Source organism: Streptomyces sp. AA1529, assembly GCF_000280905.1.
Taxonomy (GTDB): Bacteria; Actinomycetota; Actinomycetes; order Streptomycetales; family Streptomycetaceae; genus Streptomyces.
In genome coordinates this window covers 17,976-39,465 of sequence record NZ_ALAP01000068.1, presented here as the reverse complement: position 1 = coordinate 39,465, position 21,490 = coordinate 17,976, and the positions used below count along the sequence as shown (strand labels likewise).

The window sequence follows — 21,490 nt, the reverse complement described above, 5'->3', positions numbered from 1 at the left end:
ACCGAGATGAATGAGGAGTACATGAGAAAGTCCCTCGTCGGCACGGCCGCGGCGGCGCTCCTGAGCGCCGCCGCGCTGGTGGGCATATCCGCAGCCCCCGCCGCCGCAGCCCCCGCCCAGCCCACCGCCCACCGCACCCCCTCCTTCGAGGGCACCGTCGCGCTCAGCAACTGCTCGGGCTCCGTGGTCAAGCTCAAGCACTCCCGGCCCGGCGATCCGGCGCTCGTGCTCTCCAACGGCCACTGCCTCCAGGAGGGCATGCCCGGCGCGGGCGAGGTCGTCGTCGACCAGCCGACCAGCCGCGACTTCACCCTGCTGAACGCGGACGGCAGCGACGCGGGGAGGATCCACTCGGACAAGATCGCGTACGCGACGATGACGGACACCGACATCTCGCTGTACGAGACGACCTCCACCTACCGGCAGATCAAGAAGAAGTACGGCATCGACGCCCTGAAGCTCGACGCCAAGCGTCCGCGCGCCGGACGGGACATCACCGTCGTCTCCGGCTACTGGAAGGAGACCTTCGGCTGCGCGGTCGACGGGTTCGCCTACCGGCTCAAGGAGGCGGACTGGACCTGGAAGAACTCCATCCGCTACACCATGGACTGCCAGACCAAGGGCGGCACCTCCGGCTCCCCGGTGATCGACGACCGCACCGGCAAGGTGGTCGGGGTCAACAACACCCACAACGAGGACGGGGAGCGCTGCACGCTCAACAACCCGTGCGAGGTGGACCGGAAGGGCGAGGTCAGCATCCGCTACCGGAACGCCTACGGCCAGCAGACCTACTGGATCAACCGCTGCTTCGGCCGCGGCAACCAGCTCGACCTCGACGCGCGCGGCTGCGTCCTGCCGCAGCCGGCCGCGTAGTCCCTCGTCGAGGGACGGCCGCCGAAGGGCCGTAGCAGGCCGGCGGCCGCGGGGCCCGCACACCGCCGCGCCCCCGGACCCGAGCGGGTCCGGGGGCGCGGCGCTGCCCGGGGGGCCGGTTCAGGGCAGTGCGTGCACGTGCGGGCCCACGGTGCCCGACCAGGCGTCGCCGGCCTCGGCGTCCCACGCGGTCGACCAGGTCATCGCGCCGCGGATACCCGGCCACTGCTCGTCGGGCGTGAAGCTGCCGCAGCTGGTGCCCTCGGCGAGGCAGTCCAGCGCGTCGGTGACCACGCCCGGGTCGACGTAGCCGGATCCGGCGGCGCTGGGCGAGGCGGGGGTGCCGATGCCGACCTGCGAGGGATCCAGTCCGCCCTCGATCTGCACGCAGGCCAGCGCGGTGAGGAAGTCGACGGTGCCGGAGGAGTAGACCTGGCCGTCGCAGCCGAGCATCGAACCGCTGTTGTAGTACTGCATGTTGACGACGGTCAGGAAGCTCTTGATGTTCAGCGCCGTCTTGAAGTACTCGTTCTGCGGCGACTGCATGTCGATGGTCTGCGGCGCCATCGTGACCACCGCGTCGCCGCGGGCGGCGTGGATCGACTCCAGGGCCTTGGTCATGTAGGTGGCGTTCAGGCCGTTCTCCAGGTCGATGTCGACGCCGTCGAAGCCGTACTCGTCCATCAGCCCGACGATGCTGTCGGCGAAGGTGTCCGCCGAGGCGTCGCTGTTCACCGAGACGGCGCCCTTCTCGCCGCCGACGGAGACGATCACGGACTTCCCGGCCGCCTGCTTGGCGGCGATGTCGTCCTTGAACTGCTGCTCGGAGTAGCCCAGGTCGGGGTCGAGCGTGAAGTCCACCTGGCCGGGCGTGCCGGTCGCGTCGGCGAAGGCGACGGCGATGATGTCGTACTCGTCCTGCACCTCGGCGACCGTCTGGACGGTGGCGCCGTTGTCGAAGTTCTGCCAGTAGCCGGTGACCGCGTGGGCGGGCACCTGGGAGGCGCCGACCCGGGGGCCGGGGCCGTCGGGGGTGCTCCCGGCGTGTGCCGCGGCCGGTCCGAGGGCGACCAGGCCGCCCGCGGCCAGTGCGGCCGAGGCGAGCAGTCCGACGAGGGGGCGCAGGGGGGAGCGGAGTCTTCCGGAACGTGCCACAACTGCCTCCGGTGTGGGGGATGGGAGGTGGGTGGTGCGCATGCGCCGTACAACCTGGTCCAGACCAATGGGGTTGTCAAGGCATCGGACAGCGCGCACCCGAGGCGCCGCGCCGTTCCCGGCGCGCCCACCTCGCGGCGCGCAACCCCTTGTGCTGATCGTTCGCAGGCGGTTTCATCGCCTGCGACCTGCACGGTCGTCCCACCCACGAGCGCGCGTTCCGCGGAGGCGTCATGGCAGCGGAGGAGACCGCACCCGGTACGGCCGGCAGTGCCGCACCCGGCACATCCGGCGGTACCGCACCCGGTACGGCCGGCAGTGCCGCACCCGCGGTGCGCAGGCCCAGTTGGAAGAAGATCGGCCCCGGGGTCGTCGTCGCGGCGACCGGAGTCGGCGCGGGCGACCTGGTCGCCACCCTCGTGGCCGGCAGCAAGTTCGGCTACACCCTGCTGTGGGCCGCCGTCATCGGCTGCATCGTCAAGATCGCACTGGCCGAGGCGACCGGCCGCTGGCACCTGGCCACCGGCCGCACCATCTTCGACGGCTGGCGCGGCCTGGGCGCCTGGACGACGGTCTACTTCGCCGGGTACGTCGTGATCTGGGGCTTCGTCTACGGCGCGACCGCCATGTCCTCCAGCGCGCTGCCGCTGCAGGCGCTCTTCCCGGACGCCCTGCCGCTGAAGGCCTGGGCCGTCCTCACCGGGCTGGTCGGGCTGCTGTTCGTGTGGACCAACCGCTACGCCGTCGTCGAGAAGATCATGATGGCGTTCGTCGGCGTGATGTTCCTGGTCGTGGTCTACGTCGCGATCCGGGTCAGCCCCGACCTGGGCGACGCGCTCGCCGGACTCGTACCGGTCCTGCCGTCCGGCTCGCTGATCTACACCCTGGGCCTGATCGGCGGCGTCGGCGGCACCATCACCATGGCCGCGTACGGCTACTGGATCAACGCCAAGGGCTGGGCCGACAGCAGCTGGATGCGGATGATGCGGCTCGACAACCGCGTCGCCTACCTGACGACCGGCATCTTCGTCGTCGCCATGCTGATCATCGGCGCCGAACTGCTGCACTCCTCGCACCTGGCGCTCGCCTCCGGCGACAAAGGGCTGCTCGACCTCGAATCCGTCCTGGAGGAGCGCTTCGGCAGCTCCACCGCCACGCTCTTCCTGATCGGCTTCTTCGCCGCCTCCTTCTCCTCACTGGTGGGCGTGTGGCACGGAGTGAGCCTGATGTTCGCCGACTTCGTGGCGCGGCTCAGGGCCGCCCGCGGCGGTCCGGCCGATGCGGGCGTCGCCCCGCTCGCCCGCGGCGAGCAGGAGCGCTCGCTGCCCTTCCGCGGCTACCTGCTGTGGCTGACCTTCCCCCCGATGATCCTGCTGTGGCTGGACCGGCCCTTCGGCCTGGTGGTGGCCTACGGTGTGCTGGGCGCGTTCTTCATGCCCTTCCTCGCCGCCACCCTGCTGTGGCTGCTCAACAGCGAGCGCACGCCCCGCGAATGGCGCAACGGTCCGGTCAGCAACGGCCTGCTGGGGGCCTCCTGCGTGCTCTTCGTCGTGCTGTGCGTGCAGCAGGTCCGCGACCTGCCCTGGTGACGCGGCCGGCCGGCGCCCCGCGGACTTTCCCGCCCCGGGGTTGGCGGGCCGGGTGGGGCGGGTAGTGGTTCGGCTGCGCCCAGTTGCGGGGAACGGTTCCCGGTGCGCGGGCCCATGGCTAGTGTGGTGGCCCGGTGGTGGGCTCCGGGGGAGGCTGATGTGTCGACGGCGTTAGCGGTCACCTGCCCCGACCACCTGCTCGCCGCCTCCGACCGGCACACCCCGCACGCCCATGTGCTCTCCCCGCCCGGGGAGCAGTCGCTGGACGCGGCGCTGGCCGAGACCCAGGGTCTGCTGGAGCGGTACGGCCACCTGGTCACCGTCTACCCCGCCACCCTTCCGCTGCGCCACCGGCACCGGCTGCACACCGTCCGCTCGCTGCTGGAGAGCCGCCGGATCGCGCTGTTGCCGGTCGAGTTGCCGCCGCTGGCGACCGGTGTGCTGGTGCGTCAGCTGCGGCAGCTCTCGCTGTGCGACTTCACCCCCGGAGTGCTCGGCGCCGCGGCCCGCCTGCTGACCCACTATCTGTACGCCGGTGCCGTCCTCGGATCGGTCGCCAAGCTGGACCGGGTCCCCGTCGGCGTCACCTCGCACGCCCGCTCCTGGCTGCCCGGCAGCCGGTTCGCGGTCCTGGCGGCGCCCACCCCCGAACTGGTCCGGCTCGGCACCCCCGAGGCGGACGCGGGCCTGACCGCGCCGCAGTTCGCCACGGAGCTGACCGTCGCCCCCGGCGGACTCGCCGCCGACTGGGCCCTGCACACCCTCCCCGCCCGGTGGCGGGTCGGGCACGTACACCAGGCGCCGCTGCCCCGGGACTCGGCGGACTGGTGGGGCACGGCCCGGCTGACCGAGTTCGTGGCCGCCATCCCCGACGTCTCGGTCCTCTACCAACTGGTCGCCTCGGTACGGCGGGACGAGTGCCCCGGATGCGGCCTCGAGATGATCGGCGACCGCTGTGCCTTCTGCGCCGCCTCGCTGCCGCCCGCGCCTCCCGCCGCCTCCGCTTCGCGTGCGCCCGCGGCCTCCGCCCACCCCGCGGCGCCGCCCGCGCACGCGCCGCCCGAGCCCGCCGTCGCCGACCCCCGAGGAATCCGTCCATGAACTCACGCCAGCGCCGCGGTGTCCTGCTGCTGGTCCTCTCGGCCCTGTGCGCCCTCGCCGCGTTCGCCGGGGTGCTGGCCGTCGTCCGGAACGTGGAGTCCAAGGTGGGCGAGGAGACGACGGCCTACGAGCTGAAGGAGGACGTGCCCGCCTACCGGACACTGGACAGCTCGCAGTTCACCGAGGTGTCCATGCCGAAGCGGTGGCTGCCCGCCACCGCCGTCACCGACCTGGGCGACATCCGGCGCAAGATCGCCGTCAATCCTCTCAAGAAGGGCTCGCTGCTCCAGTCGGACATGATGGCCGAGCGACCCGAACTCGAGGCGGGCGAACAGGAGATCGCCATCATGATCGACGCCGAGACCGGTGTCGCGGGGAAGATCCGTCCCGGCAACCGGGTCAACATCTACGCCACCTTCGAGGGCGAGCAGCGTGCCGGAGGCGACAGCCGCGGCAGCACCCCCTCCGAGTCCCGGGTCATCGTCAGCGGCGCCAAGGTCATCGACGTCGGCAAGCTCACCCCGCTCAAGGACGGCGGGGACCGCGACGAACGCGCCCGCGACCGCGACGGCGTGCCCATCACCTTCGCGCTCACCACCGAGGACGCCCAGCGCGTCGCCTACGCCGAATCCTTCGCCGAGCACGTCCGGCTCGCCCTGGTCGCACCGGGTGACGACACCGAGGTCCCCGAGGAGGACCGCATCTACACGCTCCCCGGAGACAAGTGAGGCCCCGATGGTCATCCGCATCCAGCCCGCCGTCAGCGACCCGGACGCCGCCCGCCCCCTCGTCACCCTGCTCAGCCAGCTCCCCGACGCCGAGCCGGTACCGCCCGCCGTCGACTCCGGGCAGCTGCTGGACTCCCTGGCCCAGCAGGCCGGCGAGGCGCCCGCCGAGCTGCCCGAGGTGGTGCTCGTCCACGAACTCATCGGCCCGGTTCCCGCACTGGAACTGATCAGTCAGGTCGCCCTCCGGTTCCCCGCCGTCGCCGTCGTCCTGGCCACCCGGGACACCAGCCCCGCGCTGTACGCCGCCGCCATGGACGCCGGGGCCCGCGGTGTCGCCGGACTGCCCCTGCACCACGACGAACTGGTGGCCCGGGTCGGCGCCGCCGCGGCCTGGGCCACCGGGGTCCGCCGCCACCTGGGCGGTCCCGAGGGCCGCGCCGCGCCGTCCGGCGCCGCGGGACCGGGCGGCGGCACCGTCGTCACCGTCTCCGGGGCCAAGGGCGGCGTCGGCACCACCCTGACGGCCGTCCAACTTGCCCTCGCCGCCCGCGCCGCGGGCCGCAGCACGGTGCTGGCCGACCTCGACCTCCAGTCCGGGGACGTCGCCTCCTGCCTGGACGTGCGCTTCCGCCGGTCCGTCGCCGACCTGGCCGGGATCGAGGATCTGACCCCGCGCGTCCTCCAGGACGCCGTCTACCCGCACGAGACCGGTCTGGGCCTGCTGCTGGCCCCGGACGAGGGCGAGCGGGGCGAGGACGTGGACGAGCGGACGGCCCGCCAACTGGTCGCCGCGCTGCGGTCCCAGTACCAGACCGTGGTGCTGGACTGCGGCAGCCAGATGCACGCCGGGAACGCCGCGGCCGTGGAGGCGGCCGACGTCGCCCTGCTGCTGACCACCCCCGACGTGCTCGCCGTACGGGGTGCCAAGCGGATGGTGCGGATGTGGGACCGGCTGCGGATCCGTACGGCGGAGGAGACGGTCGTCGTCGTCAACCGGGCCTCACGGCACGCCGAGATCCAGCCGCAGCTCGTCGCCCGCATCACCGGCAGCCCGGTGGCCCGCACGACCGTGCCGGCCCACTTCAAGGAACTCCAGTCCGCGCTGGACGCCGGGCGGATGCAGGACCTGGACCCCAAAGGCGGTGTGCGGCAGGCGCTGTGGGCCCTGGCGGGCGAGCTCGGACTGGCCGCGGGGCCGAACGGGGAGCCGCCGCGCGGCCCCGCGGCCCGGCGCCGGACCCGCGGCGGCGGCCACGGCGGTGGCCCGGGCGGCGGCGGCCGGGGCGGGGACGGGGCGGCCGGACACAGACCCGCGCTCGCCCCGCGGGCGCGGCAGGCGCTGCCGCCCGGCCCGGTCTCCGGCACCGTGCCCTCGCCCGGCTCCGACCGCGGAACCCTGGGCAGCCCTCGCCGCCGGGTGCCGCCGGAGGGAACCGGCGGTCGGTGGGGCGGCGACCGCGGCTCGCTGACCGTGGAGTTCGCCGGGATGGCGCCGGTCGTGCTGCTGACCCTGGTGCTGCTGTGGCAGTGCGTCCTGATCGGCTACACCTTCTCGCTCGCGGGCAACTCCGCCGACGAGGCAGCCCGCGCCGCCACCGCGGCCGCCGCCTACGGGGATCCGCAGAGCGCCTGCGAGGACGCGGCCCGCGCGCATCTGCCCGCGAAGTGGCGTACGGACGCGGCGGTCAGCTGCACCCGCGGCGGCACCGTCTGGCAGGCCGACGTCGAGCTGCGCACACCGCTGCTGTTCCCGGGCGGCGCGGGTCTGCCGTTCACGGTGAGCGGCGCGGCGGGCGCGGCGGAGGAGGGGTGAGGGGGCATGCCGGGGAGCGCCTGCCGGGGCCTGCCGCGCCGCGGGGGTCCGCAGGACCACCGGGACCAGCCGGGGAAGGGGCGGCGGTGGGGCCTGCGGGGCCGGGATGCCGATCGCGGCTCCAGCGCGCTGGAGTTCGCCGGGATGCTGCCGCTGCTGCTGCTCGTGGCGCTGGCGGCCATCCAGCTCGGCATCGTCGGCTACGCCGTCCAGCAGGCGGGCACCGGCGCCCGGGCGGCGGCGCGGCTGGCCTCCCGGGAGGAGACGGCCGACCGGTACGCGGCGGGCGGCCGGGCCGCCATGTCCGACTGGACGGCGGAGCGCAGCAGCTTCACGCGCGCGGACGGCGCGGGCGAGGTGCGGGTCACCGCGACCGTGTCCATCCCTTCCCTGCTCCCCGGGATGGACAGCCTGGGCTCCGCTTCCCGCTCCGCGACCATGCCGAGCGACCGCCGCTGATGAGCCGGGCGACCGCCGCGACGGAGGGACAGGAATGAGCGAGGTCGGTCCATGAGTCTGCGCTCCCGCATCACCGGGCACGAGAGCCCCGCGGCGGCCGGCACCGCCGGAGCGCCGGGCTCCGCCGCCGACAGCACCGGGCACCTGGTGCCGGCCTACCGAGCCAAGCTGCTGGAGGAGATCGACCTCGCCGAGATGTCGGCGCTCAGCCCCGCCGAGCGCCGCGCCCGCCTGGAGCGGGTGCTCGGCCACCTCATCAGCCGGGACGGTCCGGTCCTGGCGACCGGCGACCGCACGCTGCTGATCCGGCGCGTGGTGGACGAGGCCCTCGGCCTGGGGGTGCTCGAACCGCTGCTGGAGGACGGCTCGATCACCGAGATCATGGTCAACGGGCCGGACCACGTCTTCGTCGAGCGGGGCGGGCGCGTCGAACAGGTACCCGTACGGTTCGCCTCCGAGGAGCAGCTGCTGCAGACCATCGAACGCATCGTCTCCACCGTCAACCGCCGGGTGGACGAGTCCAACCCCATGGTGGACGCGCGGCTGCCGTCCGGGGAGCGGGTCAACGTCATCATCCCGCCGCTCTCGCTGACCGGCGCCACCCTCACCATCCGCCGCTTCCCGCGCGCCTACTCGCTCGGCGAACTGATCGGGCTCGGCACGCTGGACGAGCACATGCTCGCGCTGCTGTCCGCCTTCATCCGGGCCCGCTTCAACGTGATCGTCTCCGGCGGCACCGGCAGCGGCAAGACGACCCTGCTCAACGCGCAGTCCGCGCTCATCCCCGAACACGAGCGCATCATCACCGTCGAGGACGCCGCCGAACTGCAACTCCAGCAGCAGCACGTCATCCGGCTGGAGACCCGGCCGCCCAACGTGGAGGGCAAGGGCCAGGTGACGGTACGCGACCTGGTGCGCAACTCGCTGCGGATGCGCCCCGACCGCATCATCGTCGGCGAGGTGCGCGGCGGCGAGACCCTCGACATGCTCCAGGCCATGTCCACCGGCCACGACGGCTCCCTGGCCACCGTGCACGCCAACAGCGCCGAGGACGCCCTGATGCGGCTCCAGACGCTCGCCTCCATGTCCGAGGTCGACGTCCCCTTCGCCGCCCTCCAGGACCAGATCAACTCCGCCGTCGACGTGCTCGTCCAGCTCGCGCGGCTCCCGGACGGCTCCCGCCGGATCGTGGAGATCGCCCTGCTGGCCTCGCACGGCCGCGAGACCTTCCAGATCGCGACCGTCTCCCGGTTCGCGGCGCGGCCCACCGGCCCCGACGGCCGGGTGCACGGCACGTTCACCCATCTGCCGCTGCCCCGCCGCGTCGCCGACCGGCTCTCGCTGGCCGGGGAACCGGTGCCCGCCGCCTTCGGCGTCGCCCACTCCGCGGACCAGCTCGCCACCCGGGAGGCGGAGTGACCCCCGACCCGCGCCCGCACGGCACGGCGCTCGCGCTGGACGCCGCCGCCGCGACCGCCCTCGGCGCCGCGCTCGCCGCCTGTGTGCTGGCCGCCGCCGGTGCGCTGCTCTACGCCTCCGGGCGGGCCCGCCGCCGGGCCCTTCTCGCCCGGCTCGACCGGGACGGCGGCCCCGCACCGGCGCTGCCGCCCGGCACCGGCGGCGGGCGGCGCCGGTTCGCCGGAGTGGACCGGCGGGTGCGCGCCACTGGCCCGGGCCGCCGCCTCCAGGCGAAACTCGCCGCGACCGGACTCGACCTCACACCCGGCGAGTACGTCGTGTACCTGACCGGGCTGGTCGCGGTGCTGTGGCTGCTGGCGTCCTCCGTGCTCGCGCCGTTCTTCGGACCGATCGCCGGGCTCGTCGGGGTGCTGGCCGCCAACGCCTTCCTGGCGCACCAGCGGCAGCGCCGCACCGAGCAGTTCATCGGCCAGCTCCCCGAACTCGCCCGCATCCTCGCGAACGCCACCTCGGCCGGACTCGCACTGCGCACGGCACTGGGCATGGCAGCCGAGGAGCTGGAGGCCCCCGCGGGCGACGAGCTGCGGCTGGTCACCGACCAGCTCGCCGTCGGCCGCTCCGTCGACGACGCGCTCAACGAACTCGCCGAGCGGCTGCCCTCACGCGAACTCGTCGTCCTGGTCACCACACTCGTCCTCGCCAACCGGGCCGGGGGCACCATCGTCGCCTCGCTGCGCAACCTGACCACCACCCTGGAGGAGCGCAAGGAGACCAGGCGCGAGGTGCGCACCATGCTCGCCGAGGTCAACGCGACGGCCTTCACCATCCCGCTGCTGGGCCTGGGCGCCATGCTGATGATGAACTCGATGATGCCCGGCGCCCTCGCCCGGGTGACCGGCAGCCCGGTCGGCCAGGTCGCCATGGTGGTGGCCGTCGGGCTGTTCGCCGCCGGGTTCCTCGTCATCCGCCGCCTCGGCCGGATAGAGGTGTGAGCCCGTGCTCGCTCTCGGACTCGCCGCGCTCTGCGCACTCGCCGTCCTCGGCGCCTTCCTGGGGCTGCGGATGTACCGGGCGGAGGCCAGGCTCCCGCCCGACCTGGCCGTCGCGCTGGAGGTCGGCGCCACCCGCACCTCCACGGGAGAGGCCGCCGTCGACCGGCTCGGCATGCGGCTGGCGCCGCTGGTGCTGCGGCTGATGGGCCCCAAGCAGGTCGCGGCCAAGCGCCGCCGGATCGACCAGGCCGGCAACCCCGGCGGCCTCACGCTCCAGCGCTACGCCGCCCGCCGCGCCGTCTACGGTGCCTTCGGGCTCGGTATGGGGCTGGTGGGGCTGTGGGCGGGCAGCCTCTTCTTCACCGCGCTGGTGCTGGCCTTCGGCTGGTTCGCGGCCGACCTCGCCATCCGGCAGGCGATCAAGGAGCGGCGGCGTGTCATCGAGCGCACCCTGCCCGACTTCCTGGACGTGCTGGCCGTCGTGGTCTCCGCCGGGCTCGGCTTCCGGCAGGCGCTGGAGCGCGTCGCCGACCGCTACCGGGGCCCGTGGGCCGACGAACTGCGCATCACGCTCCGCCAGATGGACATGGGCGTCAGCCGCCGCCAGGCCTTCGACGAGCTGCGCGCACGCAACGCCAGCGACGAGGTCGACCAGTTCGTCACCGCGCTCCAGCAGGGCGAGGAGCTCGGTGCCCCGATCGCCGAGACGCTCATCCAGATCGCCACCGACATGCGCCGCACCGACGCCCAGAACGCGCGCCGCAAGGCGGCCAAGACCGTGCCCAAGGCCACCATGACCACCATCGCCTTCCTGCTCCCCGGCACCCTCATCCTCATCGTCGCCACCTTCGTCCTGGGCTCCGACACGGACTTCGGCGCGGTGCTGGGCGGCTGAGCCCGGTCCCGCCCCGGACGTTCCGGTCCGCGCACCCGTCCGGTACGCGCGCGCCCGGCGCCCGGCCGCGGGGGCCGGACGCCGGGCGCTCGGGGGTGCGGTGCCGCCGCCTCAGAGGGAGACGCCGTGCGCCCGCAGATAGGCGACGGGGTCCACGTCGGAGCCGTAGCCGGGTCCGGTCCGCACCTCGAAGTGCAGATGCGGGCCGGTGACATTGCCGGTCGCGCCCGACAGCCCCAGCCGCGTCCCGGCGTCGACCTGCTGTCCGGCCCGGACGGCGAGCGAGGACAGGTGGCCGTACTGGCTGTACTTCCCGTCGGCGTGCCGGATGACGACCTGGTTGCCGTAGGCGCCGCCGTCGCCCGCCGCGACGACCTCGCCCGCGGCCACGGCCTGCACCGGGGTTCCGGTGGTGGCCGAGAAGTCGACGCCGGTGTGGTGCCCGCTGGACCAGCTCGACCCTGCGGCCCGGTAGGGCGTGCTGGTCCCGCCCGGCACCGGCCGGACGTAGTCGCCCCGCGCCGTCCCGGACGCGGCGGCCGAACCGGACGCGGCCCCGGTCGAGTCCGCGGCGTCCTTCGCGGCGGAGTCCTCGGCGCCGCCCTGGGGCTGGGCGCCGTCCCCGGAGCTCTTGCGGTCCTTCTTGCCGTTCTCCTCGATGTCCCCCTTGCCGGCCCCCTTGCCGTCCTCCGCGCGCAGCGACAGGCGCTGGCCGGGCAGGATCAGGTCCGGGTCGCCGCCGATCACCGTGCGGTTCGCCGCGTAGACGGCCTTCCAGCCGCCGGAGATCTCGTGCGAGCCGGCGATTCCGTAGAGGGTGTCGCCGCCGACCACGGTGTAGGACCTGGCCGGCTTGCCGTGCGGGGCCGCTTTCTCGGGCTGGGCCTTCTCCGGCTGTGCCTTCTCGGGCTGGGCCTTCTTGGGCTGGGCCTGTTGGGGGGCCTGCTTCGGTGCGGACTTCTGCTGGGGCTGTGCCTGGTTGCCGTCGGGGTGTACGTCGGCGGCGGGGCCGCCGGCGGTGAGGCCGCCGGCTCCGGCGCAGGCCCAGGCGCCGGGGCCCTGCATCTTGAGGAGTTTCTCGGCGACGGCGATCTGCTGGTCCTTGGTGGCCAGGTCGGCGCGGGAGGCGTAGGCGGTGCCGCCTGCCGCGGCCCAGCTGGACTGGGAGAACTGCAGGCCGCCGAAGTAGCCGTTGCCGGTGTTGGCCTGCCAGTTGCCGCTCGACTCGCACTGGGCCACCTTGTCCCAGGTGTCCACCGAGGCCGCGTCGGCGTTGCCGGTCGCGAACAGCGGCAGCACGACACCCGCGCCTCCTGCGGTCAGTGCCAGGACGGCACCGCGGCGAAGGCGGCTCCGGGACTTTCGGGCATGCTTTCCAGACATAGGGGAATCCCTCTCCTACGCCTGCGAGGTGAGCTGTCGGATTCGGGCCGGAGTAGTAGCCCGGCCGCAACGTCCGCCTCTTCGGCGGCACCGTCACGGCTTCACCCCAAGCCCTTCGGGACATCGGTCCCGCAGGGCACTTACCTGGTTCCCCCGCTCCTGCCGACGGTGGGTTCTCGCAGACCAGCGGCAGGACTCGGCGTCCGGCTGCGAACTGCCGCACGTCGGGCGCGACAGCTCGGGCACCTTAAGCACACATATTTCCGGCGCACAAGAAAAAGATCGTCCGGCCAGCTCCTCCCGGATGCGGCGGATTTCACGTCCGGAATGTTTTTCTTGATCGCATTCCCGGGCTGTCCTGCGGGAACAGTGTGGTGCCGTGCGAAGGAGGCGAAAAAGAAGGGCTGTTGTTTCCGGAGTTCTTGTGAGTCGACTCACGGTCCTGTGCATCCGGCCGGCGGCTTTCCGCAAGTGAACTCGCGGGGGGAGGTGCCGCAGAGTGCGAGGCGGTTGGCGATATGCCCTTTGTGTTGCGTATGGGCGTCATGTCGTGCCGGGAACCGGGGTTGCGAAGGGGGCGCACGGGGCATCTCGCTCGCTATGGTGAGGGTCGGTACGTCCGCAGCCCGCATCTGCTCAACGCGCGTATGCGGCACGGGTGTTCCCCGTGCGTGTCGCACGGCTCGCCCTGTCGCCACGGTCCGTCGAGAGGAGGCGGCGTCGGTCCATGTCCGGCTTACTTTCCGCCCTTCCCGCCGCCCGGCGTGCCGGAACGCGTCCGTCCGCGCCCGGTGCGGCCGCGGTCGCGGCACCTGTTGGCGTCCACCCCTTCGCCACCGCAATGAGTTGTGGCACAGTCTGCATTCGGACAGCGACTGTTAGCTACACCGCGGGGTACCGGCAGGAGGGGGCCGAGGTGACACCACGCCGCTGCCGCCCCGGCACCGGCCGCCGTGCGGGGTGGGTGGGCCCGACCGTCCGGAACGCCACGGGGACGTATCCCTCCAGGGGTACCGAGTCAGCCAGCAACGGAGGAGAGCCCGATGCCGAACGGCACGCGCGGACGCATCCGCACCCGCCTCGCCCTGATGCGGGGCAGGGGCGGGGACCGGGGCGCCAACTCGATCGAATACGCCGGGATCGTCATCCTCGTCGCGGGCATCATCCTGGCCATCCGGGCGCTGGGGCTCGACTCACTGATCTCGGGCGCCATCATCAACGCGGTGACCGCCGTGCTGGGCGGCTGAGCGCGCGCCGTCCGTGCGGCGACGGCGGCCAGACGGTCCTGCTCTACGGAGCGGTGATCGCCGGTCTGCTGTTCCTCGCCTTCGCCTTCTTCGCCGTGGCCCAGGCGGCGACCGTGCGCAACGGCGGCCAGACGGCCGCGGACGCGGCGGCGCTGGGCGCCGCCGAGGACGATCGACGGCAGTTCTTCGACGGTTTCCTGGACGCGGTCGAGGCCGCGCGGGGCTGGCAGGACTGGTTGGCCGCCGGGACCCCGCTGACCGGCGACGGCTGCGGCGCGGCGGCGCACTTCGCGGACCGCAACCGTTCCGACCTGCTCACCTGCGATCCGGTCACGCGCGACGGCGACCTCGGCTACCGGGTCGGGATCGAGACGCGGTTCGACACCGGGCGCACCTTCGTCCCCGGCGCGGACAACCGGACGGCCAAGGCCACCGCCACCGCGGTGCTCCGGCCGCGCTGCGTCGCGGACGGTCCCGACGACGGCACGGGCGACGACGGCACCGAAGGCGGCGGGAGCGAGGAGAACGGCACCGGAACCGGTGGCGACAGCACCGGCGGCGGTACCGGAGACGGCAGCGACGACAGCGACGACAGCGACGACAGCGAAGGCAGCGACGGGAACAGCGCCGAGGAGATCCGGCTGCGCTGTGACGGCGAGGACCTGACCATCGACCCCGAGCACGCGGGGCGCGACCTGAAGCCGTCCGACCTGTTCTCGGTGGTGCTGGTCGAATGACGAGCGAACGACGAACGAGAGTCGAGTGGCCCATGAATCATCGGCGCGTCCTGCGGGTCCGCAGGACCATGACCGCGGTGGCCCTCGCGGCCGGACTGGCCTTCACCGCCGGGTGCGGCGGGGGCGACGGCGGCGGCGACGGCAAGCAGCCCCGGTCCTCCGAGCAGTCCGACGGGAGCGGCGGCGGCTCGGACGGCGGACGCTCCGGCGCCCCCGCGGACGGCGAGCCGCTGGCGGAGGTGCGGGGCGGCGAGGACATCACGCTCACCATCACCTCGGCCCGCCGCGAGTCGGGCGGCTTCGTGACGGTCAGCGGCAAGGTGACCAACGGGGGCGGCAAGGCGTGGGTGGCCCCCGGCTGGGAGGGCGACGAGTCCGAAGTCGCGCTGCGCAACAAGCTGTCGGTCGCCGGTGCCAAACTCGTCGACAAGAAGGGCAAGAAGCGCTATCTCGTCCTCAGGGACACCGAGGGCAAGTGCCTGTGCACCTCGTTCGGCCAGCCGTTGCTCGCGGGGAAGTCGAAGACCTGGTACGCGCAGTTCCCCGCCCCGCCGAACGGCAATGACGAGGTCGAGTTCCAGATCGCGGACATGCCGCCGGCCGGTGTGACGATCTCCGAAGGGGAGTGAGGGATGGGCTTCACCCGGTGGCAGCTCGCCGCCAGAGCCGCGGCGGCCTCGTCCGCCTCCGCCGCCCTCGTGCTGGGGATCACAGCCCCCGCCGCGCGGGCGGACGACCCCACCCCGGGGCCGACTCCGTCCGTCCCGGACATCGCGACCCGCTATCCCACCGACGACCCCACCGGCATCCCCACCGGGCAGGCGCCCTCGCTGCCCGGCGAGAAAGGCCCCGGGGACCCCGGATACAGCGCGCCGCCGGACGACTTCGAGGACTCCGGGAAGCCCGTGCGGGTGGACGCGAAGGCCGACGGACTGCGCCTGGCCGCGGGTGCGAAGCTCGCCGAGCCCAAGGTGCTGGACATCAAGTTCGTGACCGAGGACCTCGGGGGCGAGGAGCGCCGCGAGGACAGTCCGGCGAAGACGAAGTTCACCCTCCAGGCCGAGGTGCTGTTCGCCAAGAACAGCGCCGAGCTGGGCAGCGGCGCGAAGGACCGGATCGGGACCATCGCGGACGAGATCGAGAAGCAGGGCAGCACCGAGGTCAACGTCTTCGGTTTCACCGACGACCTCGGCTCCTACGCGCACGGCAAGACGCTCTCCAAGAAGCGTGCGACAGCTGTGCAGACCGCGCTGGCCCGGAAGCTGGGCTCCGAGGTCAGCTTCAATGTGCGGGGCTACAGCGAGGACTACCCGGTCGCCGACAACGGGACCGAGGAGGGCCGGGCGAAGAACCGCCGCGTGGAGGTGTCCTTCCCCAAGGAGGGCTGACCGGCACCGTGCGCCGCCCGACTCCGCGGCCCCGGCGGCCTCTTGCGGGCCGGATCGGTGCGCCCGATCATGGCGGGGCCGGTCCGGACGGCCCGGGCCGACCGGGGACGGACGGCGGGCCGAGGGGGCGTGCGGGCGTGGCACAGCAGGCGGCGGAACCGGGCGGCGGGGCAGCGGCGGACGCCGGACCGGAATCCGGCGGGCCGGCGGCGAAGGCCCGGCGGGAACCCGGCGGGGCACCGGCGGTGGACGCGGAACCCGGCGGGGCACCGGCGGTGGCGGACCGCGCGGAACCCGGCGGTGTGGCGGCGGTGCCGAGGACGCCGCCGGGCGGCGGAGCGCCCGGCGCCGGTCCCACCGACGTTCCCGGCGTGGCTCGGCTGCGGGCCTGGACGGCAGGGTGGAGCTCCGGCCTGGCGCAGGCGCTCGGCGCGGCCGTGCTGTTGGTCACCGAGTGCGTCCGGAAGGACGTGGCACCCTTCGGCACGGCCCGGGTGCCGGACGGCGCCGGGCTGCCCGGCTACGCGGCCGATTTCCCGCGCATGGCGGAGGCCCTGGACGCGCAGTGGTGGTTCCGCGCGGCGGAGGCGGCCCGGGACGCGTTCGGTTTCGGTGAGCCCCGGGCGGCGCTGTGGGCCGCCGTGTGCGCGGCGCTGGTGGTCCGCCTCAACGTGGACGGACCGCCCCGCATCCAGTGTTTCCTCTCCCTCGCAGGGGCCTGTTACTGCCTCGTCGCCGGGCTCTCCGCGCTGCCGTATCTGGCTCTGGCGGGTGCGGCGCTGCCGTTCGCGCTGCTCGTCGGCGGGCTCGCGGTCGTGCTGGCCACCGCCGCGCCGCGGGTGCGGCGCCGGGCGGGGTGAGCGGGGCCGGGTGCCTCACTCCGTCGCGTCGGCCGTGCACAGGGTCCGGCCGCCGCCGTCGATCCGCCACCGCCAGTAGCGGGAGTGCGCTGCGGGGTCGTTCTCCCGGCAGGGTGCGGTGTCCTCGCGGACGCCGGTGACCCGCAGCAGCCGGTCGTACCGGCCCTGGCCGGAGGGCGGGACGGTGGAGCAGGCGGGTGCGGACATCAGTGCGGCACGCATCCGGCCGTCGTCCGCCTCGGCCAGCAGGCACTGGCCGGTCCGGAACTGCCGGGTGAGGCACAGCGTCGTGGTGCCGTGCGTCCAGGTGGCCCGGCCGTTCCCGGTGGGGCACGCGGGGTCGCCGGCGCCGTCGGCCGCCGCGTGCCGCACGGCGGTCACCCGGGTGAAGGCGCGGTCGTCCCCGCAGCCGATCCGGGTGGCCTCGGTCGGTGCCGGCCGGTTCCAGTTCGTGCCGTTGCCGTGCACGGTCAGGCACTGCCCCGCGCGTACCGAGCGGAACGCGGCCTCGTCGCCGCCGGATCCCGGTCCTGCCGCGGGCCCGGTGCCGCCGGGTGCGGGGCTCGCGGGCGGGTGCGGTGCGCCGCTGCGCCCCGGCCCGGTGGCGCCGGGCGCCGGTGCGGGGGAGGGGCTGCGGCCCGCGCCGGGGTGCGGGCTCGCCGAGGCGGTGGTGCTGCCGGGGCCGGAGCCGGCCGGGGCGGTTTCGGTGCCGTCCGCGGAGCCGGGCGGGCTGACGACCCGGGGGAGGATCAGCGTCGCGAACAGGGCGCCGGCGACCAGCAGCCGCCGCCGCCCGCGCCGGGCCCGCTCCGCGGCCTCGTACGCCGCTTGCTCGGCGGCCTCGCCGTCACCCGGTCCGGGACGGTCGTGTTCGGGGCCGGGTCCGTCGTGCCCGGGGGGATTGTCGTGCTCGGGTGCGGCGGGACCGCCCGCCGCCCGCGGCCGAATCCGCTGCCGCAGTCCGCGCTTGTGCACCGCGCCTCCGTCCGCCGGTGGGGCCCGCGTGCCGCGGGTGCCGCTGACCCGCCACATGGTCGCGGATCAACGGGCGGGTGACGAGACCCCGTTGGACGGGAGGCGCGGTGCGCGTGCGCCGAAGTGGCGCGGAGAGGAGGGTGAGCCGGGGCTCACCGGAGGGAGGAGATGGTCGAGGCGGCGGCCCTCACGCCGCCTCGACCATCTCGGCACGAACGGCGCGCTGCCACTGCCCGCGCAGCCGGTCAAGCTCTGCCAGAGCTTCCTTCGACCAGAGGGTGCGGCCCGCGACGAAGTTCCTGATCGCGTCGTTGGTCGCGGTGACGGAGGTCTCCGAGGCGGGCGCAGTGCCCGCAGCGGTCTCCTGGTGCCGTCCGGGCTCTCCGGGCCCGGTGGAAGTCGATGTCATACGCACTACAGTACGGCCCCCCACTGACAACGGCAGTTGGATAACGAGGCGCCGGGGACGGCTGGTTGGTGCTGCGTCGCAGGTGTCGGCGCTGTCCCGCTCCGGGATGCTCCGCGCCGGTGTGAGATGAATCGCTCCCGAAGCCCTCCGTACGGGCGAGTAGGGGCTGTCGGCCGCAGGCCCCGCGTAGGCTCGCGGTGTGCCGCCGCTGGAGTGGATCGCGATACCGGCCGCCGCCGCCTACGGCGCCGCGGTGTGCTCCCTGCTGCCCCGGGCCGTCTACCGGCTGTCGGTGGAACCCGGGGAGCCGTGGCGCGCGAGCTGCCCCCGCGGGCATCCGCTGGGCGGGGGCGTGCGGGGCCTGCTCGGTCCCGCCGCGTGCGCCGCGTGCGCCGGGAGCCAGGAGCCCGAGTGGGCGTACGGGCGCGGAAGGGGCGCTCTCGCGCTGCTCGGCGCGCTCGCCTGCGCCGGGCTGGCCGCGGCCGCCGGGCTGCGTCCGGAGCTGGCGGTGTGGCTGCTGGCCGTGCCGGTGGCCCTGCTGCTGGCGGCGGTCGACCACGCGGTGATGCGGCTGCCGGACCTGCTGACCCTGCCGCTGGCGGGCGGCACCGCCGTACTGCTGGGCGGCGCGGCACTGCTGCCCGACGCGGGCGGCAGCTGGAGCCGGGCGCTGCTGGGCGGACCGGCGCTGGCAGCGGCCTTCTTCGTGCTGTTCCTGATCAGTCCACGCGCGGTGGCCTTCGGCGACGTCAAGCTCGCGCTGTCGGTGGGGGTCGCTCTTGGGTGGTACGGCTGGGGGGTGCTGTTCGCGGGCGCGTTTCTCGGCTTCCTGGCCGCCGCGGGCTACGGACTGACCCTCGTGGCGACCGGCCGCGCCCGCCGGGACAGCGCCCTGGCCTTCGGTCCCTTCATGGTGCTCGGCGCGATGGCCGGTGTCGCGCTGGGCGCGCTGGCGGCCTGAAGGCCCGGATCCGCTTGTGCGACACGGTCGTTGATGTGCGGAAGATCGCACCCGAGGGGCTATGGTGGGAACCCCCCCTCGGGCCGGTCCGTATCCCCCCACGGACCGGCCCGCTTTACGTTCCCCGGGCCCCTTCGGGCCCCGGCGTGGCGGTCAGGAGTTGCTGCTGGCGGCCCAGATGTTGGCGTCGGGCTCCGAGACGGCGAGTTCGTCGATCTCGGCCAGCTCACCTTCGGTGAGACCCCCGGCACGCAGCGCCGCGACATTGGCCTCGAGCTGCGCCACGGAGCTGGCGCCGATCAGTGCGGAGGTCATCCGCGGGTCGCGCAGCACCCAGCGGAGCGCCAACTGGGCGAGGGACTGCCCGCGCCGCTCGGCGATGTCGTTCAGGCCGCGCAGCCGCCGGACGACCTCGTCCGTCAGCAGCGCCGGGTCCAGGGACTTGCCCTGGGCGGCCCGGGACCCCTCGGGGACACCGCCGAGGTACTTGTCGGTGAGCAGCCCCTGGGCCAGGGGGGCGAAGGCGATGCAGCCCATGCCCTCGTCCGCCAGCGTGTCCAGCAGCCCGTCGTCCTCGGTCCAGCGGTTGATCATCGAGTAGGAGGGCTGGTGGATGAGCGCCGGCACCCCCATCTCGCGCAGCAGCCGGGCGGCCTCCCGGGTGCGCGCCGCGCTGTAGGAGGAGATGCCCGCGTACAGCGCCTTGCCCTGCCGGACCGCGCTCGCGAGCGCGCCCATGGTCTCCTCGAGCGGGGTCTCGGGGTCGTGGCGGTGCGAGTAGAAGATGTCCACGTACTCCAGGCCCATCCGGCTCAGCGACGCGTCGAGCGAGGAGAGCAGGTACTTGCGCGAGCCCCAGTCCCCGTAGGGCCCCGGGTGCATCGGATAGCCGGCCTTGGTCGAGACGACCAGCTCGTCGCGGTAGGGCCGGAAGTCCTGCGCGAAGAGGCGGCCGAAGTTCAGCTCGGCGGACCCGGCCGGGGGACCGTAGTTGTTGGCCAGGTCGAAGTGGGTCACCCCCAGGTCGAAGGCGCGGCGCAGGATGTCCCGCTGGGTGGCCAGCGGACGGTCGTCGCCGAAGTTGTGCCACAGCCCCAGCGAGATCGCGGGCAGCTTCAGCCCGGAGCGGCCGGTGCGGCGGTACTCCATGGCGTCGTAGCGCGCCGGGTCCGCACGGTGCAGCGTGTCGGACGGTACGGCCGTGGGGACAGGGACGGGGGATGTGGTGAGGTGCGTGCCGTGCGTCATACGCCTTTTCCTATCACCGTGCCGGTGCCGGCCCCGCTCCCGGTCGCCGGGACGGCGCCGCGACCGTGACCGGCTCGGTTCGTACGCTCGGGCGAACGGCAGTAAGGTGCTGGAATCCCGACTCGGCACGGAGAGGCTGGCCGTTCCCATGAAGCTGCGCGACCTGGTGTACAAGCTCTACGCGCGCCGGGTGGAGGACCGTCTCGACCACGACCAGGCCCCCAAGCACATCGGCGTCATCCTGGACGGCAACCGGCGCTGGGCACGCGCCGCGGGCGGGACGACCGAGCAGGGACACAAGGCGGGTGCCTCCAAGATCGAGGAGCTGCTCGGCTGGTGTGCCGAGACGGACGTCGAGGTCGTCACGCTCTGGCTGCTGTCGACGGACAACCTGAACCGCCCGGAGAGCGAACTGCTCCCGCTGGTCGGCATCATCGAGGACACCGTGCGCGACCTGGCGGCCGACGGGCGCTGGCGTGTGCACCACGTCGGACAGCTCGACCTGCTGCCGGCCGGCACCCAGAAGGTGCTCAAGGAGGCCGAGCAGAAGGCGGGGGACATCGACGGGATACTGGTGAACGTCGCCGTCGGGTACGGCGGCCGGCAGGAGATCACCGATGCCGTCCGCTCGCTGCTGAGCGACCGCGCCGCGCGCGGGATAAGCCTCGACGCGTGCGCGGAGAGCCTCACCGTCGAGGACATCTCGGAGCACCTCTACACCAGGGGGCAGCCCGACCCCGACCTGATCATCCGCACCAGCGGGGAGACCCGGCTGTCCGGCTTCATGCTCTGGCAGAGCGCCCATTCGGAGTACTACTTCTGCGAGGTGCTCTGGCCCGGCTTCCGCAAGGTCGATTTCCTGCGCGCCCTGCGCGACTACGCCGCGCGCCACCGCCGGTACGGCGGCTGACGGCCGCCGCGGCCCACGCCCCCACCGCCCCGCGACCGGGACCGGGACCGGGACCGACGCGGTTCCCGCCTCCGGAGCCCGGACCCCGGGGCGCCGCCCGGCCCGGCCCCGCTGCTCCGTACGGCCGACCCGGCCCGGACCCCGGCTGCTCCGTCGGCCCCCTGCACTCCCGCGGCCTCCCGGCCGCCCCGCGCGGGCACGCTGCGACGCAGGTGGCGGTTGTTTGCATGGCTGACCACTCGGCAGGGAATATCCCTCACGACCGTGCCCCTCCCAGGGGGTGTGGTCGCCGGGAGGCCCTTTGGACACCACGGACGCCCCCGGACCGCGCGGAGCAGCAACGCGCGC

The 21,490-nt window shown here is 73.8% G+C and carries 21 protein-coding genes and 1 riboswitch; of the genes, 16 read left to right on the top strand and 5 right to left on the bottom strand.

Annotated elements, in window-relative coordinates:
• The first annotated feature begins 21 nt into the window (after positions 1-21).
• On the top strand, positions 22-873 hold the full coding sequence (locus A949_RS0119235) for a S1 family peptidase (RefSeq protein ID WP_019357652.1): 852 nt from the start codon (positions 22-24) through the stop codon (positions 871-873).
• Between the two features lie 120 nt (positions 874-993).
• Here the strand turns inward: A949_RS0119235 and A949_RS0119230 are convergent, their stop codons facing one another.
• Positions 994-2,028, bottom strand: coding sequence for a glycosyl hydrolase family 18 protein (locus tag A949_RS0119230; protein ID WP_019357651.1), 1,035 nt, complete (start codon positions 2,026-2,028; stop codon positions 994-996).
• A 233-nt stretch (positions 2,029-2,261) separates the two neighbouring features.
• Here A949_RS0119230 and A949_RS0119225 point away from each other — a divergent pair, with 233 nt between their 5' ends.
• From A949_RS0119225 to A949_RS0119190, 8 genes are all read left to right on the top strand, one after another.
• Positions 2,262-3,617 (top strand): Nramp family divalent metal transporter, encoded by a 1,356-nt coding sequence (locus tag A949_RS0119225; protein WP_019357650.1) that lies wholly within the window; start codon positions 2,262-2,264, stop codon positions 3,615-3,617.
• 159 nt (positions 3,618-3,776) lie between these two features.
• A complete protein-coding gene (locus tag A949_RS0119220; protein WP_019357649.1) occupies positions 3,777-4,718 on the top strand; it encodes a hypothetical protein in 942 nt (313 codons plus the stop codon).
• Complete coding sequence (gene cpaB, locus A949_RS0119215) at positions 4,715-5,446, top strand: Flp pilus assembly protein CpaB (protein ID WP_019357648.1); 732 nt, start codon at positions 4,715-4,717, stop codon at positions 5,444-5,446. The genes A949_RS0119220 and cpaB overlap by 4 nt, the downstream gene beginning before the upstream one ends.
• 7 nt (positions 5,447-5,453) lie before the next feature.
• Complete coding sequence (locus A949_RS0119210; RefSeq protein ID WP_019357647.1) at positions 5,454-7,259, top strand: AAA family ATPase; 1,806 nt, start codon at positions 5,454-5,456, stop codon at positions 7,257-7,259.
• 6 nt (positions 7,260-7,265) lie between these two features.
• Positions 7,266-7,718: a TadE/TadG family type IV pilus assembly protein gene (locus tag A949_RS0119205; RefSeq protein ID WP_019357646.1), complete on the top strand. Its 453-nt coding sequence runs from the start codon at positions 7,266-7,268 to the stop codon at positions 7,716-7,718.
• A gap of 51 nt (positions 7,719-7,769) precedes the next feature.
• The gene (locus A949_RS0119200) at positions 7,770-9,137 is read left to right on the top strand and encodes a CpaF family protein (protein WP_019357645.1); all 1,368 of its coding nucleotides are present in this window, start codon (positions 7,770-7,772) and stop codon (positions 9,135-9,137) included.
• A complete protein-coding gene (locus A949_RS0119195) occupies positions 9,134-10,129 on the top strand; it encodes a type II secretion system F family protein (protein ID WP_019357644.1) in 996 nt (331 codons plus the stop codon). The genes A949_RS0119200 and A949_RS0119195 overlap by 4 nt, the downstream gene beginning before the upstream one ends.
• A gap of 4 nt (positions 10,130-10,133) precedes the next feature.
• Positions 10,134-11,024, top strand: a complete 891-nt coding sequence (locus tag A949_RS0119190) for a DUF5936 domain-containing protein (RefSeq protein WP_019357643.1) — start codon at positions 10,134-10,136, stop codon at positions 11,022-11,024.
• Between the two features lie 111 nt (positions 11,025-11,135).
• Here the strand turns inward: A949_RS0119190 and A949_RS0119185 are convergent, their stop codons facing one another.
• Positions 11,136-12,407 (bottom strand): transglycosylase family protein, encoded by a 1,272-nt coding sequence (locus A949_RS0119185; RefSeq protein ID WP_026004824.1) that lies wholly within the window; start codon positions 12,405-12,407, stop codon positions 11,136-11,138.
• A 3-nt stretch (positions 12,408-12,410) separates the two neighbouring features.
• Positions 12,411-12,588, bottom strand: a riboswitch (cyclic di-AMP (ydaO/yuaA leader).
• Positions 12,589-13,450: 862 nt separating this feature from the next.
• Between A949_RS0119185 and A949_RS0119180 the strand changes: the two genes are divergently transcribed.
• The 5 genes from A949_RS0119180 (at position 13,451) to A949_RS0119155 (ending at position 16,639) form a co-directional block, all read left to right on the top strand.
• Positions 13,451-13,654, top strand: coding sequence for a hypothetical protein (locus A949_RS0119180; RefSeq protein WP_019357641.1), 204 nt, complete (start codon positions 13,451-13,453; stop codon positions 13,652-13,654).
• Between the two features lie 53 nt (positions 13,655-13,707).
• Positions 13,708-14,391 (top strand): hypothetical protein, encoded by a 684-nt coding sequence (locus A949_RS0119175; RefSeq protein ID WP_019357640.1) that lies wholly within the window; start codon positions 13,708-13,710, stop codon positions 14,389-14,391.
• 32 nt (positions 14,392-14,423) lie between these two features.
• Positions 14,424-15,020, top strand: a complete 597-nt coding sequence (locus tag A949_RS0119170; protein WP_026004823.1) for a hypothetical protein — start codon at positions 14,424-14,426, stop codon at positions 15,018-15,020.
• Between the two features lie 3 nt (positions 15,021-15,023).
• Positions 15,024-15,779: an OmpA family protein gene (locus A949_RS0119165; RefSeq protein WP_019357638.1), complete on the top strand. Its 756-nt coding sequence runs from the start codon at positions 15,024-15,026 to the stop codon at positions 15,777-15,779.
• A 137-nt stretch (positions 15,780-15,916) separates the two neighbouring features.
• Positions 15,917-16,639: a hypothetical protein gene (locus A949_RS0119155; RefSeq protein WP_051019559.1), complete on the top strand. Its 723-nt coding sequence runs from the start codon at positions 15,917-15,919 to the stop codon at positions 16,637-16,639.
• A gap of 15 nt (positions 16,640-16,654) precedes the next feature.
• Here the strand turns inward: A949_RS0119155 and A949_RS0119150 are convergent, their stop codons facing one another.
• Together A949_RS0119150 and A949_RS0119145 are read right to left on the bottom strand one after the other, a co-directional pair.
• Positions 16,655-17,614 carry a hypothetical protein gene (locus A949_RS0119150; protein WP_026004821.1) on the bottom strand — a complete coding sequence of 320 codons (960 nt, stop codon included), beginning with the start codon at positions 17,612-17,614 and terminating at the stop codon, positions 16,655-16,657.
• A gap of 187 nt (positions 17,615-17,801) precedes the next feature.
• Positions 17,802-18,023: a hypothetical protein gene (locus tag A949_RS0119145; RefSeq protein ID WP_019357637.1), complete on the bottom strand. Its 222-nt coding sequence runs from the start codon at positions 18,021-18,023 to the stop codon at positions 17,802-17,804.
• 199 nt (positions 18,024-18,222) lie between these two features.
• On the opposite strand from A949_RS0119145, the gene A949_RS0119140 reads away from it, so the two are divergent.
• Positions 18,223-18,984 (top strand): prepilin peptidase, encoded by a 762-nt coding sequence (locus tag A949_RS0119140; protein WP_019357636.1) that lies wholly within the window; start codon positions 18,223-18,225, stop codon positions 18,982-18,984.
• A gap of 153 nt (positions 18,985-19,137) precedes the next feature.
• Here the strand turns inward: A949_RS0119140 and mgrA are convergent, their stop codons facing one another.
• Positions 19,138-20,232: an L-glyceraldehyde 3-phosphate reductase gene (mgrA, locus tag A949_RS0119135; RefSeq protein ID WP_019357635.1), complete on the bottom strand. Its 1,095-nt coding sequence runs from the start codon at positions 20,230-20,232 to the stop codon at positions 19,138-19,140.
• A gap of 148 nt (positions 20,233-20,380) precedes the next feature.
• Here mgrA and A949_RS0119130 point away from each other — a divergent pair, with 148 nt between their 5' ends.
• The gene (locus A949_RS0119130) at positions 20,381-21,142 is read left to right on the top strand and encodes an isoprenyl transferase (RefSeq protein ID WP_019357634.1); all 762 of its coding nucleotides are present in this window, start codon (positions 20,381-20,383) and stop codon (positions 21,140-21,142) included.
• Positions 21,143-21,490 lie beyond the last annotated feature (348 nt).